The organism is Rubrivirga sp., from assembly GCF_965213695.1.
Lineage (GTDB): Bacteria > Bacteroidota > Rhodothermia > Rhodothermales > Rubricoccaceae > Rubrivirga.
Genome location: NZ_OZ243912.1, coordinates 2,537,226 through 2,551,891, shown reverse-complemented (window position 1 = coordinate 2,551,891; position 14,666 = coordinate 2,537,226). Strand labels below are relative to the sequence as shown.

Genomic DNA, 14,666 nt, shown 5'->3' with positions numbered 1-14,666 from the left:
CCGAGCTACCGGAGCCACCCGGTCGGGTCGACGGCCGTCCCGCCCTGGTAGAGCGCGAAGAACAGTTGCGAGCCCCGGCGCTGGGCCGCCGTCCCCGCCCGGCCGATGGTCTCGCCGGCCCGGACCCGCTGGCCTTGGCGGACGGCCACCTGCGACAGGTTGCCGTAGAGCGTGACGTACTCGCCGTGCGAGACCATCACGTAGGTCCCGTACGTCGGGATCGTGCCGACGCGCTGGACGACGCCCTCGAACACGGCCCGTGCCGGCGCGCCGGGCGCCGTCGAGATGTCGATGCCGGGCGAGCTGGTGGTCGTGTTGGTCACGGGGTCGCGGCGCGAGCCGAACCGGCCGGTCACGGCCCCGTCGGCGGGGCGGGGGAGGCGGCCTCGGTTCTGGCGGAACGAGCCCGTCAGGTCAACCGACCGGCTCTCGGCGACCGGCGGCGCGGCCCGGGGCGTCGGCGCGGGCCGCGCCGCGGGCGTAGGACGGGGGGCGGGGGCCGGGCGGACCTTCGGGGCCGCGGGCCTCGGCTCGGCCACAGCGACGGGCGGAGACGCGGATGGGGGCGACGCCGGGGACGAGGCCGGAGGGGACGCCGTCGGCGGGGCTGGCGTCGCGGCCGGCGGCGGCGCGGCCGAGCGGGGCTCCGGGCGGCGGCGGAGGTCCTCGACCTCGCGGGCCCGCCGCTCGGCGTCGCGGGCCCGCCGCTGGACCTCGGCGATCCGCTCGGCCTCGGCCGCCGCGGCTTGGCGCTGGCGCTCGGCCTCGGCGGCCTCCTGGCGTCGGCGCTCCTCGGCGGCCCGGGCTCGCTCCTCGGCGACGAGATTCTGGACGAGCCCCGCGAGCTGCTGGGCGTCGGTCCGCCGCTGGTCGAGCTCGCGTTCGAGGCGGCCCCGCTGCGAGCGGAGGTCGGTGACGAGGGCGGCCCGCTCGCGGCGGCTCTCGGCGATCCGCGCCTGCTCGGCCTGGCTCTGCTGGAGCAGCCGCTGCGTCTCCTCGAGCGACGTCCGGACGGCCTGCTCGCGCGTCCGCATCTCGCCCGTCTTCTGGGCGATCCGCTCGACCTGGCTCCGGCGTCGGCCCGCGAACTGCTGGAGGTAGCGGGCGCGGACGATCATCTGGTTGACCGAGCCGGCCGCCAGGATCAGCGCGAGCGCGTTCCGCCGGCCGTGCATGTAGGCGTGCCGCGCGCGCTCGCGGTACGACTGCTTGGCGTCCTGGATCTCGGTCTCCAACCGCTCGATCGACCGGCGCAGCGTCTCGGTCTCCGTCCGGATCGTCCCGATCTGGCCGCGGTAGCCGGAGACCAGCTCTTGGCGGAGCTGGACCTCGGCGTCGAGCCCTTCGAGCGCCCGCAGCTCCGACATCTCCTTCCCCCGCGTCTGGCGGACCTGCCGCTCGACGCCTTCGATCTGGCTCCGCAGGGTCGTCAGCCGCCGCTCGGTCGCCTGCCGGTCCTGGGCGAGGGCCGACCCGGCCACGAGGCACGAGAGCAAGAGGGCGCGGAGCATGGCGGAGGTGTCGGCCGGGAGGGGCCAAGGTAAAGAGCGCGCGTCGGTCGCCGCCTCACGCGCTAGCACGGCTGGTGCTATGAGTGGACCTCCCGTGGGGCCGGTTCGGCGTCGGCGACGCCGTCGGTCCTCCCCCTTCCATGCCGTCATCCTCGCGCACGCGGGGGTCCATACGGTCCCGCGGTCGAGTGCGGCCTCGCATGGGTTCCCGCGTGCGCGGGAATGACGGCTTGGGGTTGAGGAGGCAGATTCCTTCATAGCACCAGCCGTGCTAGCGGATCTCGATGACTTGGTAGCCCTCGGGCCGCGAGAACCGGAGCCGGAGGTCGGGCGGGTTCACCGCCAGCCGGCGGTGCTCCAACTCGACGACGGTCCCGGCCCCTTCGAGCCGGATCCGGCGCGGCAGCACGGCGCCGTCGACGGTGTCGAACGCCTCGGCCGTCTGGACCCCGACCTGCCGCCCGTCCGGCCCGAACTCGACGACGCGAACGACGCGCCAGACCGACGGGTCGACGGTGTAGGCCCGGCTGCTGGCGTCGCTGAGGCGGCCCGTGAGCTGGTACGTCCCGTCCTGGGCCGTGAGCGACCACGCGACGTCGGCCTCGGGGACGAGCAGGCCGAGCGCGGCGCGGACCACGCGGCCGTCGCGGCTCGCGCCCGGCACGATGGCGTCGGCGGCCGAGAGCGGGCCGATCACCAGCTCGTCCTGGAGCGCGTTGGCCAAGAACACCGAGTCGGCCGTGACGAGCCCGCGACCAGCCGTGATGCCGAGCGGGCCGCGGACGACGACCGTCGTGCTGTCGCCGAGCCGCGTCCGCAGGCTGAACGTGGCGCTCTGGTCGCTCCCGTCCTGATCGATCCGCACGTCGCCGTCGGCGGCCACGCTCAGGATCGGGGCGACCGAGGCGGCCACCGACTCGACGATCGTCCCGACCGAGTGGTTGGGATACCCGGCGGCCGGCCCCTCGGGCGCGTCGCGGACGAGCGGGCCGGTCGGTCCGCACCCGGCAATCAGAAGGAGGCCGAGGGCGGCGAGGGCGGGTCGGAGCATCAGCGGGAGAGGACGGCGTCGAGCCGGACCCGGAGCGCGTCGGTGTCGGGCAAGCGGTCGCCGAGGAGGTCGAGGGCGTCGAGGCCGCGCTGGGCGACGGCGCGGGCGTCGTCGGTGCGGCCGGCGGCGCCGTAGGCCTCGGCGGCGCCGGCGAGCACGGCGGGGGCGGTCGGGAACAGCAGGAGGGCGTCGTCGGCCGTCGCGCCGGCTCTCGGGTCAGCGGTCTGGGCGAGGGCCTGGAGCGCGAGCGCCCACGACTCGACTCGGCGCGGGTCGGCATCGACCTCGGCCAAGAGCGCGTCGGCAGCCTCGGCGAACCGGCCGGCGGCGAAGAGGCCGGCACCGTCGGCCCCGTTCGTGGGGCGGGCTGCGGGGGCGGTGGCCACCGGGCCGCGCTGGAGGTCCGCGAGGCGGCGCATCACGGCGGGCTCGGCGGGCGCCAGCCGAGCGGCGGCCTGAGCGTGCGCCAGCGCTTGGTCGGCGTCGCCGGCCTGCTCGGCGAGCGCCGACAGCCGGAGCCGCGCCGCGACGGTGTCGCCGACGCGAACGAGGGCGCCCAGCGCTCGGCGTTCGGCGTCGGCGTCGCCGCGCTCGGCGGCGAGGTCGGCGGCGGCCGTGAGCGCGTCGGGGTCGGTGGGCGCGAGTGCCAGGGCCCGGTCGAGCGCGTCGGCGGCTTGGGCTGGCTGGCTCGCGGCGCGCAAGGCCGAGGCGAGCGCGAGCCAGGCGCGGGCGTCGTCGGGCGCGGCGTCGGTGGCCCGGCGGGCGTAGTACACGGCGTCGGCCGGGGCCTCCATCAGGCCGGCGACCTCGGCGCGGAGCGCCAGCACGGTCGGGTCGTCGGGCGCTTGGGCGAGCACCTCGTCGAGCGACCGGGCCGCCCGCTCGTAGTCCTCCAGCGCGAGCGACGTCAAGGCGCGGACAAACCGGCCCTGGCTCCGCGCCGCGCCAGCGCCAGTCTGAGCGGCCACGCCGCCAGCGGAGAGCAGGACCAAGAGGACAGCGGTGCGCATGGCGGAAGATCGCACGGGAGAGCGGCGGCCGAACGCTAGCTTCGGGCCGGTTCGTACCCCGCTCCATGGCCGATCTCCCCACCGCCTCCCGCTTCCGCGCGCCCGACACGACGCTCATCCTGGCCGGGATCATCGTGCTCGCGGCGGCGATGACCTGGGTCGTCCCGCCGGGCGAGTACGCCCGGGCCGAGATCGAGGTCGAGGGCGTCGGGACGCGCGAGGTGGTCGTCCCGGGGTCGTACCAGCGCGTCGAGCGCGACGAGCAGGGCGTCGGCGACCGGCTGTTGCACTCGGTCGCCATCGTCCTCCAGGCGCCGATTCTGGGGTTTACCGATGAGGACGCCGCGCCGATCATCGCGTTCGTGCTCCTCGTCGGCGGCGCGTTCGCGGTGCTGACCGAGACCGGCGCCGTCGACGCCGGGCTGCGGCGCGTGGTGGCCGCCGCGGAGGGGTCGCCGCTGCTGGACGTCCTGCTGATCCCGCTCTTCATGGGCCTGTTCTCGCTCGGCGGGGCCGTTTTTGGGATGTCCGAGGAGACGATCCCGTTCGTGCTCATCTTCGTCCCGCTCGCCATCGCCCTCGGCTACGACTCGCTGACGGGCGCGGCGATTCCGTTCCTGGGCTCGGCGGCCGGCTTCGCGGCGGCCTTTTTCAACCCGTTTACGGTCGGCGTGGCCCAGGGGATCGCCGGCGTGGCCCTGTTCAGCGGGGCCGGCTTCCGGATCGCGCTGTGGGTGATCGTGACGGCCGTCGTGACGGGCTTCGTGCTGTGGCACGCGCGGCGCGTCCGGCGCGACCCGTCGCGGAGCCCGGTGCACGCGCTCGACGCCGACCGCGAGGGGAGCGTGCTGGCCGAGGCGGGCGACACGTTCACGCGCCGGCACGGGGCGGTCCTGCTGGCGTTCGCAGCCGGCGTGGTGGTCCTGGTGGCCGGCGTGCTCGCGGCGGGGTGGTACATCGTCGAGATCGCCGCGCTGTTCGTGGCCCTCGGCATTGCGATGGGGGCGATTGGAGGGTTGGGGGGGAACGGGACGGCGCGGGCGTTCATGGCCGGCGTCCGCGACCTCGCGCCGACGGCGGTCATCATCGGGCTGGCGCGGGGGATCCTGGTCGTCCTGGAAGACGGTCAGGTGGTGGACACGATCCTCGACGGTCTGGCGTCGGGCCTGGGCGGGGCCGGCGCGGCGCTGGCGGCGTGCGCGATGTTCGGCGTCCAGACGGCGATCAACTTTTTCGTCCCGTCCGGCAGCGGCCAGGCCGCCCTGACGATGCCGCTGATGGCGCCGCTGGCCGACCTGGTGGGCGTGAGCCGGCAGACGGCCGTGCTCGCGTTCCAGCTCGGCGACGGGTTCACCAACATGATCGTCCCCACCAGCGCGGTCCTGATGGGCGTTTTGTCGCTCGCCCGCGTGCCCTGGCCGACGTGGGCGCGGTGGGTGCTCCCGCTCCAGCTCGTGCTCGTCGGAGTGGGGCTGACGGCGCTCGTGGTGGCCGTGGCCGTCGGCTACGCTTGAACGAGGCTCCGTTAACGGTGTACACTGGGGGCACGGAAGCGCTCTCGCCCGGCGTTCTCCGGTCCGCGCCGCGCCCGTGTTGGCACGTCGCTTGATTCCCCTCGGCTCCCACTGGCTCTCACCACCTCCCGCACCATGCCCCGTTTCCTCCTGCGCGCGTTCGGCGCCCTCGCCGTCCTCCTGCTCGCCGCCCCCGCGTTCGCCCAGTCCGTCGACGGCTGCTGGGCGACGATCGACGACGAGGACGGGACGGTCAAGTCCTACGTCAAGATCTACAGCGAGAACGGGACCAAGGTCGGCGACATCGTCCGGCTGACGGTCAACGGCGGCCGGTGCGTCGATTGCGCCGACCGCTACAACGGGCGCGTCCTGCGCAACGAGCGGATCATGAGCGGCTTCCGCGCCGACGGCAACCGCTACGAGGACGGCCGGATCATCGACCCGAAGAGCGGCCGGACGTACAACGGCATCATGAACCTGGTCGATGGCAACAGCGACCGGCTCTACCTCCGCGGCTACGTCGGCATCCGGGCGCTCGGGCGCTCGCAGACGTGGCGCCGCGCGGCGGCCTCGAACTGCGCGTCGTAGCTCGGCGTTAGGGAAGATTTAAGGCCCCCCGGCTGCGCTGGCAGCCGGGGGGCTTCGTCGTATCATCGCGGTGCCGTCGGCGCCGGAGCCGGCCGCGTTCCGCCCAACCGCCTTCCCAACGTCGTCCCCCCACGGCTCGCCGCCGCCGACCGCCCGCCGGGCGGTCCCGTCGTGAACGTCCTCGGCGGCCACGTCCTGGTGCTCAACCAGGACTACCAGGCGCTCTCGGTGTGCACCGTCGAGCGGGCCGTCGGGCTCGTGTTCCTGCACAAGGCCGAGATGGTGGCCGCCCGGTCCGACCGGGCGCTCCGCTCGACGCGGGCCTCGTACCCGTGGCCGACCGTCGTCCGGCTCAAGCGCTACGTCCGCGTGCCGTACCGGAAGGTGCTGCTGACGCGCCGCAACGTGCTCCGCCGCGACGGCCACCGCTGCGTCTACTGCGGGGCCGCCGAGCGGCTGACCATCGACCACGTGGTGCCGAAGTCGCGCGGCGGGCCGGACTCGTGGGAGAACCTGGTCGCCGCCTGCACGCCGTGCAACAACCGCAAGGGCAACCGGACGCCCGAGGAGGCCGGCATGGCGATGCGCTCGCGGCCGTTCCGCCCGAGCCACGTCATGTACATGCGCGACCTCATCGGGACCGGCGAGGAGTCGTGGAAGCCGTTCCTGTTCGCCGCCTAGGCTCGCTGGCGCTCGCGGGAACTGGGAACGGGGAAATGGGAAATGGCAGAGACGGAGGTGGCGGCCTCTGCTGGCGACGGGCATCTTGCCAGTCCCCAGTCCCCAGTCCCCAGTCCCCAGTCCCCAGTCCCCAGTCCCCAGTCCCCAGTCCTCAGTCCTCAGTCCTCAGTCCCCCATGACCCTTTCCCTCCCCGACGGCCGCGAGGTGCGGCCCGGCAAGGTCTTGTGCATCGGCCGGAACTACGTCGCCCACGTGATCGAGATGGGCGGGCGCGAGGGCGACGAGCCCGTCGTCTTCCTCAAGCCGTCGACCGCGCTCGTCGCCGACGGCGGCGAGGTCGTGATCCCGCGCCAGTCGGCCGATGTCCACCACGAGGTCGAGCTGGTGGCCGTCGTCGGGACCGCCGGCAAGGACATCGACCCGGCCGACGCGCTCGGCCACGTGGCCGCCTACGCCGTCGGGCTCGACATGACGGCGCGCGACCTCCAGGCCGAGGCCAAGAAAGGGGGCAAGCCGTGGAGCGTCGCCAAGGGGTTCGACACGTTCGCTCCGCTCGGCCCGCTCGTCGACGCGGTCAGTGTGCCGGACCCGCAGGCGCTCGACGTGACGCTCACCGTCGACGGCGAGGTCCGCCAGCACGGGTCGACGTCGTTGATGGCGTTCTCGGTCGCCCGCATCGTGGCGTTCCTCTCGTCGGTGTTCACGCTGGAAGAGGGTGACCTGATTTACACCGGGACGCCCGAGGGCGTCGGGCCGGTTCACCCCGGCGAGACGCTGGTGGCGACGATCACCGGCTTTCCGGCGCTGACGGTTACCGTGCGGTCCCAGGCCGCGTCTGGCTGACGTCCCCCTCCGACTCCGATGCGCCTGGCTCCGCTCGCCCTCGTCCTGCTCGCCCTGGGCGCCCACGCCCAAACGACGGTCCGAGGGCGTGTGACCGACGCGACGACCGGCGACGGCCTGCCCGCGGCGACGGTCCAGGTGCCGGGCACGAGCCGGGGCACGATCACGAACGCCGAGGGCACGTTCGAGCTCACGGTCCCCGTCGGCGCCGACTCGCTCGTCGTCCGGTTCGTGGGCTACGAAACGGCCCGGCGAGCGGTGCCGAGCAGCGGACGGCTCGACCTGGCGCTGGCGCCGGCCGTGGCGACGCTCGGCGAGGCCGTGGTGACGGCGGGCAACCCGGCCGAGACCCTGATGCGCCGCGTGATCGAGCGGAAGGCGCGGTGGCGGGCCGCCCTCGACACGTGGCGGGCCGAGGTGTACACGCGCCAGACGATCCGGGCGGCCGGCGAGGTCGTCGGCGTGATCGAGGCGCAGACGCTGGCGTTCTGGGACCGCGAGCGCGGCACGCGCGAGGTCGTCCAGGGCGTCAACCGGACCGGCAACTTCGACGCCGTCCCGCTCGACCTGTTCACCGCCGCCGACCAGACGCTCAACCTCTACGACGACGAGGTGGCGTTCGGCGGCTTCGACCTGATGGGCCCGACGAGCACCGACGCGCTGGGCTTCTACCGGTTCGAGATCGTCGGGACGCGGGCGCTCGGGACCGACCTCGTCGTCGACCTGTCGTTCGAGCCGCGGAGCGCGCTCCAGCCCGGCTTCCGGGGCACGCTCGCCGTCCTGGTCGAGGCCGACGCGATGATCGCCGTCTCGGCCGGGCTCAGCGACGCCGTCCAGTTCCCCGTCGTCCGCCAGTTCGAGGTCCGGTTCGACCAGCAGTTCTCGTCGTTCGGCCTCGACGTCGGCGGCGAGCCGGTCTGGCTCCCGGCCGACTTCCGGATGGACGCGAGCGGCCGAGCCGGCACGGCGCTGATCCGGATCCCCGACATCGGGTTCGCCGTCGCGAGCCGGTTCACCGACTACGCCGCCAACGTGGCCGTGCCGGACTCGCTGTTCGAGCGCGAGGGCGCCGTGGTCGACTCGGCGAGCGTGGCCCGGGCGCTGCCCGTCGCCGGTGTCGTCCCGTTGTCGGCCGAGGAGGAGCGGGCCCTCGTCGACGTCGACTCGACCCTGTCGCTTACCGAGGCGTTCCGCCCGACCGGGCCGCTCGCGCGGTTCTTCCCGGTCTCGATCTCGGTCGCCGGCGCGTCGAGCGGCGAGCCGCCCCGCGGGCTCCGGTTCAGCCGGTCGTTCGGAGCCCGGTACAACCGCGTCGAGGGCGCCGTCGTCAACGCCTTCGGAACGGCCCGGCTCGCCGGCCACAGCGCCACGCTCGGAGTCGGGTACGAGACCGGGCTCGAGGACGTGATCGCGTCGCTCGGTGTCGTCTCACGGCTGTCGACCGAGGCGTTCGTCGGCGCCGAGGTCCACCGCGACGTGGCCACGCTAGGGCGGACGACCTGGGTCGACCGGCGGACCAACTCGCTGTCGGCGCTGGCGTTTGGGGAGGACTACTTCGACTACGTCGGCCGGTTGGGCGGGTGGGCGTGGGCCGGGTGGTGGGGACAGGAGGCCCCGTTCCCCCACGCCCAGGTCTGGGCGGCCCTCGACGAGTACGACGCGCTCCCGGTCACGACCGAGTTCTCGCTCACCGGCGACCTGTCGCCCGCGACGGTCGCGACAGTGCCGAACGGGGTAGCGAGGGCGGGCGTGCAGCTCCGGATCGGGTCGTGGGCCGAGGGCCCGCCGTTGGGGCTCACCGGCCAGCGCGCCGCCTCGCTCTGGGTCGAGGGCGGGCGCCGGTGGGACGGCCTCGCGCCGGTCGAGGCGCGCGAGTACGGCCGGGTCGAGGGCGAGGTCCGCTGGTCCCAGCCAACCGTCCTGCGCCGCCGGCTCCTCCCGCCGACGCTCCACCTCCGGCTGGCGGCCGGCGCGGCGACCGGCCCACTGCCCATCACGCGCGCGTTCGGGATCGACGGGTCGCTGGCGGGGCTGTCGACGTTCGGGTCGCTGCGGGCGCGGTCCGGGCTGGCCCTCGTGCGCGAGTACGCGCTGGTGGCGTGGGAGCACGACTTCCGGAGCGTCCCGTTCGAGCTCGTCGGCTGGCGCGGCGCGGCCCCGCTCGGGCTGTCGCTCCAGGTCCACGGCGCCCACGCCTGGGGGAGCGGCTTCGACAGCGCCCCGCGGACCGAGGCCCGGCTCGTCCACCACGAGGTCGGCGCGTCGCTGGGGCTCGGGTTCAACGTCCCGCTCCGCCTGGACGTGACCTACCGGCTGACAGACGGTCCCGGCGTTGTGGTCGGCGCCGGCATCGCGCGGCTGTTTTAGGGCTTGCGCAAACCCGGGTCCCTGCGAAGGCGGGGATCTCAGCACGGACCCCCTGCTTCCCCCCAGTCGCTGCGCTCCCAGGTCGGAAAGCTGTCTCCCTTCGACGGCAGGGTCGCTGACTTCTAGCCGTTCTCCAAATCGACAGCCAAACTCTACTAGTCATCCCCGCGCAGGCGGGGACCCATGCGGCGCCGAGCCAACGAGCAGGACCGTATGGATCCCCGCCTGCGCGGGGATGACTCATTGTATTGGAGTAGCCGAAGAAAGAACGTAGCGGCCCTGCCCTTTGAAGGGGGACCGTTCGCGCGCCCGCTGAGCGGAGCGATGGGCGCTCGGACAGGGGGGCCGGCTCACGGGCGAGGCGTTCTGGCAACGAGGCGCGAGGCGCAAGGCACCACGGATCTGAGTCGACCGTTGAGGCGCCCTCCCGTCCTCGCGTCCGTTGCGGCTCTCCGTCCTCCCCCGCCTAGCGCCGCTGGCGCTCGTGCTCGTCGTGGCCGCGCAGGCCCAGCCCGTCCGCCGGGGTGTGGCCGTGCCGGACCAGTCGAGGCCCCAGCCCGTCGAGACGGTGGCCGTGTTCGAGGGGCGCGTCGTCGACGCCGAGACGGGGCAGCCGCTGGCGGGCGCGACGGCCCAGGTCCAGGGGTGGGAGGGGGGCGCCTCCGCCGACGCCCAAGGCCGCCTCGCGCTCGACCTCCCCGAGCTGCCGGCGACGGTCGTCGTCCGGTTCGTCGGCTACGCGCCCGGGCTGGTGCCGCTCACCGACGCGGACGTGCAGAACGGCGTGGTCCGCCGGACCGTCCGCCTGTCGCCCATGTCGACGGCCCTGGGCGAGGTCGTCGTCACCGACGAGCCGCCGGGCGAGACGCTGTGGCGGCGGCTGCTGGCGCGGCGCCAGCGGCTGGCGGTCCGGTTGGGGGCCTACGCCGCCGAGGGCTACGCGCGGCTGCTCCTCACGCGCGACGGCGTGACGGACGTCCGCCCGGTCGCCATCTCGCTCACCGAGGCCGTCTCGAACCTGTCGTGGACGCGCGGCGCCGGGCTCCAGGAGGAGGTCGTCGCCCGGCGGCGGCTGCCCGACGGCGGCCCGTTCCGCTGGGCGGGCCTGGAGCCGCTGCCCGACCTCTACTTCGAGGACCAGCTCTGGCTCGACGGCCGCACGATCCCGTCGCCCACCCGGGCCGACGCGCTCGACCACTACGCCTTCCGCCTGGGCGAAACCGTCGAAATGGACGGCCTGCGCTACCTCGACCTCGCCGTGATCCCGCGCCGCGGCGGCCTGGTCGCCGGCCGCATCCGCGTCGTCGACTCCCTGTTCGTCATCGCCGAGGCCGACCTCCGGTCCGACTTCTCGCCCGGCGGCTCCGTCGACCTGTTCGACGCGACGTACCGCTGGACGTACGAACCCGTCTGGACCAGCCGCGCCCTCGCCGACTCGGTGTGGCTCCCGCGCCGGTTCGACCGCGAGGGGACCGTCGTCGTCAACATCCCCGGCAACCGGGTGCCCCAGGTCCGCTTCCGCCAGACGACGCTGCTCGACGTGGTGCTGCCGGGCGTCCGCGGCGAGGCGTGGCGGCTGGGGCGGCGGTACCGGAACCCACGCGGGGCCTACGCCGGGACCGAGATCTTCCGCGCCGGCCGGGCCGCGCTCCCGTTCGACAGCCTGGAGGTGGCCGCCAACGAGTCGGACTGGATCCGCCGCGCCGAGCTGGCCGACCTTCTCAAGCCCCAAGAGGGCATCGGGTTCTCGATCTTCGGCCTCCGCCCCGGCGCCGACGTCGAGGGCCAAGACGACGACTGAGCGGAGGACTCAGACAACATGAATCGGCCACGCGCGACCTCTGATTCCTGACCCCTGATTCCCGATTCCTCCTAGCTCGGGTCCTGGCCCTGCTCGCGGAGGCCGCCGTGGTAGCGCTGGAGGTGGCCCTCGATAAACCACGTGCCGCGCTCGGCGATGTGCGTGATCTGGTCGTAGAGGTCCGTCGTGCCCGGGTCGCCGATCTCGTCGCTCTGGGTGTTGGACTCGCGGATGTGGTCGGCGTACTGGGGGTCGGCGAGCGTGGTGAGGAACGACGGGTCGTTCATCGGGTCCTCGTCGCCCTCGGCGTCGGTGCCGGGAAACGGGGCGATGATGCTGTTCTGGGTTGCCATCCGGACGCTCCCGTAGGCGTAGCCGCCCAGGAGCACGATCCGCTCGGCGACCAGGTCGAGGGGCTCCTCGATCCGCTCGGCCAGCTCGTCGTACAGGAGGTGGAGCTGGTAGTGTCGGCCCTACGAATAACAGCCGTCATTGGCTGGCGCCGTCGCTTCGCGGTCCCGCGCACGCGGGGATCCATAGGGGGGCGCCCGTCGAGACGGAGCACCGGATGGATTCCCGCGTGCGCGGGGATGACTGTCATTCTGTTTAGCACTCTGACTCGCCTCGCAGAACGTAGCAGCCCTGCCCTTGAAGGGGGACAGTCCGGGCGCCCTTGAGCGGAGCGATGGGTGCTCGGACGGGGGGTCCGCGAGGCGAGGTCGGGTCCCTGTCCACGGATACGCTCGCCGCGACAGCCGCCGGGGCTTTTTACTCCGGGCCTCCGAGCGTCGGCGCTAGGTTCCGACACCTGACTCCGACGCATCGATGAAGACGTTCGCCCTCCGCCCCCCGCTCGACGCCGCCTCGACCGACGGCACGCCCGGCGACCCGACGGCCACCGACACCGCCGAGGCCGAGGAGCTCCTCGGCGGGCTCAACCCGGTCCAGGCCCAAGCCGCCCGGACGACGGAGGGCCCCGTCATGATCATCGCCGGGCCCGGCTCGGGCAAGACGCGGACGCTGACGCACCGGATCGCCTACCTCCTCGCCTCCAAAAAGGCGTGGCCGAGCCAGATCCTGGCGCTCACGTTCACCAACAAGGCGGCCCGCGAGATGCGGAACCGCGTGATGGAGCTGGTCGGCGACGAGGCCAAGGGGATGTGGATCGGGACGTTCCACAGCGTGTTCGCCCGCGTCCTGCGCCGCGAGGCCGAGCACATCGGGTTCTCGCGCGACTTCACGATCTACGACTCCGACGACTCGGAGCGGCTTATCAAGGAGATGATGTCGCGCTACAACGTCGACCCGAAGCGGGTCACGCCGCGGTCGGTCCGCAACGCGATCTCGGGCGCCAAGAACGCGATGGTCGGGCCCGACGAGTACGCCCGGCTCGCCGGCGACCCGTTCACCGAGGCCGCCGCGAAGCTGTACACGCCGTACCAGCGCGCGCTCCGCCAGGCGAATGCGATGGACTTCGACGACCTGCTCGGGATGCCCATCCGCCTGTTCGAGCAGCACCCCGACACGCTCAAGGCCTACCAGCGCCGCTGGCGGTACCTCCACATCGACGAGTACCAGGATACCAACCGGACCCAGTACGTCCTGGCCAAGCTGCTCGCGGCCGAGCACCACAACTTGTGCGTCGTCGGCGACGACGCCCAGTCGATCTACGCCTTCCGCGGGGCCGACATCCAGAACATCCTGTCGTTCCAGAAGGACTACCCGGCCGCCCAGGAGCTCCGGCTGGAGCAGAACTACCGCTCGACCCAGAAGATCGTCCGGCTCGCCGACGCCGTGATCAAGGGGAACGCGAAGCAGCTCGACAAGACGCTGTGGACCGACAACGACGAGGGCGACCCGGTCGTCCTGATGGAGGCGCTGTCGGAGCGCGACGAGGCCCAGAAGGTCGAGCGGACGATCCGCGACGTCCGCAGCCGCGTCGGGCTGAGCTGGAGCGACGTGGCCGTGCTGTACCGGACGAACGCCCAGAGCCGCTCCATCGAGGAGGCCTTGCGGCGCGGCGGGATCCCGTACCGGATGGTCGGCGGGACCAGCTTCTACCAGCGCAAGGAGATCAAGGACGCGCTCGCCTACCTCCGTCTCGTCGTCAACCCGAGCGACGACGCCTCCATCCTGCGCGTGATCAACGTGCCGACGCGGGGGATCGGGGCCAAGACCATCGACCAACTCCGCGAGTACGCGACCGAGCACCGGGTCGCGCTGTGGCAAGCCGTCCAGGACCCGCAGGGCGCCGGGCTCTCGTCGCGTGCGGCGAAGGCCGTCGAGGAGTTCGGCTTCTTGATCTCGCGGTTCGCCTCGAAGGCGACCACGGCCCCGGCCGACGAGCTGGCGCGCGAGCTGATCCAGGAGACCGGTCTCTTGCAGAACCTGAGGGACCAGAACACGCCCGAGGCGCTCGTCCGGCTGGAGAACGTCCACGAACTGCTCAACGCCGTCGCCGAGTTCGCGGGCGGCGACCCGACCGGCGAGCCGCGCACGCTCTCCGAGTTCCTGCAAGAGGTCTCGCTCGTGGCCGACGTCGACCGGCTCTCCGACGACGAGAACCGCGTGACGCTGATGACGCTCCACGCCTCGAAGGGGTTGGAGTTCAAGGTCGTGTTCGTGACCGGGCTCGAAGAGGGGCTGTTCCCGCTCGCCAAGGCCGCCCAGGACCCGACCGAGCTCGAAGAAGAGCGGCGGCTCTTGTACGTCGGCGTGACGCGGGCCGAGGAGATGCTGTACCTGACCTACGCCCGGAGCCGGTACCGCTACGGCGACCAGCAGTCGAGCGTCCGCAGCCGGTTCTTGGACGAGCTCGACGGCGACGACCTGTTGCGGACCGAGTCGGGCGGCCGGTTCGAGTCGCGGTCGGGCCGGTTCCAGGCCACCGAGGGCGGCGCGGGCCGCTACGGCGAGATGGACCCGAACTACTGGAAGGCCTCGCTCCGGCCCGAGGCCGAGGCGGCCAAGCGGCGGCGCACCAAGACCGTCCCGGCGGCCGAGCGCGAGGTGGTCTACGACGAGGGCGAGGCCCAAATCGTGCCCGGCGTCCGGGTCCACCACAAGTCGTTCGGCAACGGCAAGGTGATCGCGGTCGAGGGCGCGGGCGAGCGGGCCGCGGCGACGGTCCACTTCACGTCGGTCGGGATGAAGAAGCTGAAGCTGGCGTTCGCCCGGTTGCAGGTGGTCGGGTGAGCCGGTGGGCCGGTGGCCGTGGCCGGTCGACGGGGACGCCGCGGGGCGAACTTGGCTCGGTCGGCGGTGTCCCTCCGACGCTCCCCTTGACCTCACCCGATCTC

11 protein-coding genes are annotated in these 14,666 nt (G+C 73.2%); 7 read left to right on the top strand and 4 right to left on the bottom strand.

The genetic code is table 11. From position 1 onward, the window contains the following. Positions 1 to 5: 5 nt before the first annotated feature. The 3 genes from ACOOHE_RS11260 to ACOOHE_RS11250 all read right to left on the bottom strand — a co-directional run bounded on the left by ACOOHE_RS11260 (position 6) and on the right by ACOOHE_RS11250 (position 3,572). A complete protein-coding gene (locus ACOOHE_RS11260; RefSeq protein ID WP_420454176.1) occupies positions 6 to 1,511 on the bottom strand; it encodes a murein hydrolase activator EnvC family protein in 1,506 nt (501 codons plus the stop codon). 271 nt (positions 1,512 to 1,782) lie between these two features. Beyond that, complete coding sequence (locus ACOOHE_RS11255) at positions 1,783 to 2,562, bottom strand: DUF4292 domain-containing protein (protein WP_420454175.1); 780 nt, start codon at positions 2,560 to 2,562, stop codon at positions 1,783 to 1,785. Beyond that, positions 2,562 to 3,572 carry a tetratricopeptide repeat protein gene (locus tag ACOOHE_RS11250; RefSeq protein WP_420454174.1) on the bottom strand — a complete coding sequence of 337 codons (1,011 nt, stop codon included), beginning with the start codon at positions 3,570 to 3,572 and terminating at the stop codon, positions 2,562 to 2,564. Before ACOOHE_RS11250 ends, ACOOHE_RS11255 begins: the two co-directional genes overlap by 1 nt. 65 nt (positions 3,573 to 3,637) lie before the next feature. On the opposite strand from ACOOHE_RS11250, the gene ACOOHE_RS11245 reads away from it, so the two are divergent. From ACOOHE_RS11245 to ACOOHE_RS11220, 6 genes are all read left to right on the top strand, one after another. Further along, entirely contained in the window at positions 3,638 to 5,086 is a 1,449-nt protein-coding gene (locus tag ACOOHE_RS11245; RefSeq protein WP_420454173.1) for a YfcC family protein, read from the top strand. A gap of 135 nt (positions 5,087 to 5,221) precedes the next feature. Continuing rightward, positions 5,222 to 5,674, top strand: coding sequence for a DUF2147 domain-containing protein (locus ACOOHE_RS11240; RefSeq protein ID WP_420454172.1), 453 nt, complete (start codon positions 5,222 to 5,224; stop codon positions 5,672 to 5,674). Positions 5,675 to 5,845: 171 nt separating this feature from the next. Then, on the top strand, positions 5,846 to 6,355 hold the full coding sequence (locus ACOOHE_RS11235; protein ID WP_420454171.1) for an HNH endonuclease: 510 nt from the start codon (positions 5,846 to 5,848) through the stop codon (positions 6,353 to 6,355). Positions 6,356 to 6,530: 175 nt separating this feature from the next. Then, a complete protein-coding gene (locus ACOOHE_RS11230) occupies positions 6,531 to 7,199 on the top strand; it encodes a fumarylacetoacetate hydrolase family protein (RefSeq protein ID WP_420454170.1) in 669 nt (222 codons plus the stop codon). Between the two features lie 18 nt (positions 7,200 to 7,217). Next, a complete protein-coding gene (locus tag ACOOHE_RS11225; protein ID WP_420454169.1) occupies positions 7,218 to 9,566 on the top strand; it encodes a carboxypeptidase-like regulatory domain-containing protein in 2,349 nt (782 codons plus the stop codon). Positions 9,567 to 10,008: 442 nt separating this feature from the next. After that, positions 10,009 to 11,367: a carboxypeptidase-like regulatory domain-containing protein gene (locus ACOOHE_RS11220; protein ID WP_420454168.1), complete on the top strand. Its 1,359-nt coding sequence runs from the start codon at positions 10,009 to 10,011 to the stop codon at positions 11,365 to 11,367. 71 nt (positions 11,368 to 11,438) lie between these two features. Here the strand turns inward: ACOOHE_RS11220 and ACOOHE_RS11215 are convergent, their stop codons facing one another. Next, a complete protein-coding gene (locus ACOOHE_RS11215; RefSeq protein WP_420457622.1) occupies positions 11,439 to 11,816 on the bottom strand; it encodes a hypothetical protein in 378 nt (125 codons plus the stop codon). 376 nt (positions 11,817 to 12,192) lie between these two features. Here ACOOHE_RS11215 and ACOOHE_RS11210 point away from each other — a divergent pair, with 376 nt between their 5' ends. Then, complete coding sequence (locus ACOOHE_RS11210; protein ID WP_420454167.1) at positions 12,193 to 14,562, top strand: ATP-dependent helicase; 2,370 nt, start codon at positions 12,193 to 12,195, stop codon at positions 14,560 to 14,562. The last annotated feature ends 104 nt before the right edge of the window (positions 14,563 to 14,666 follow it).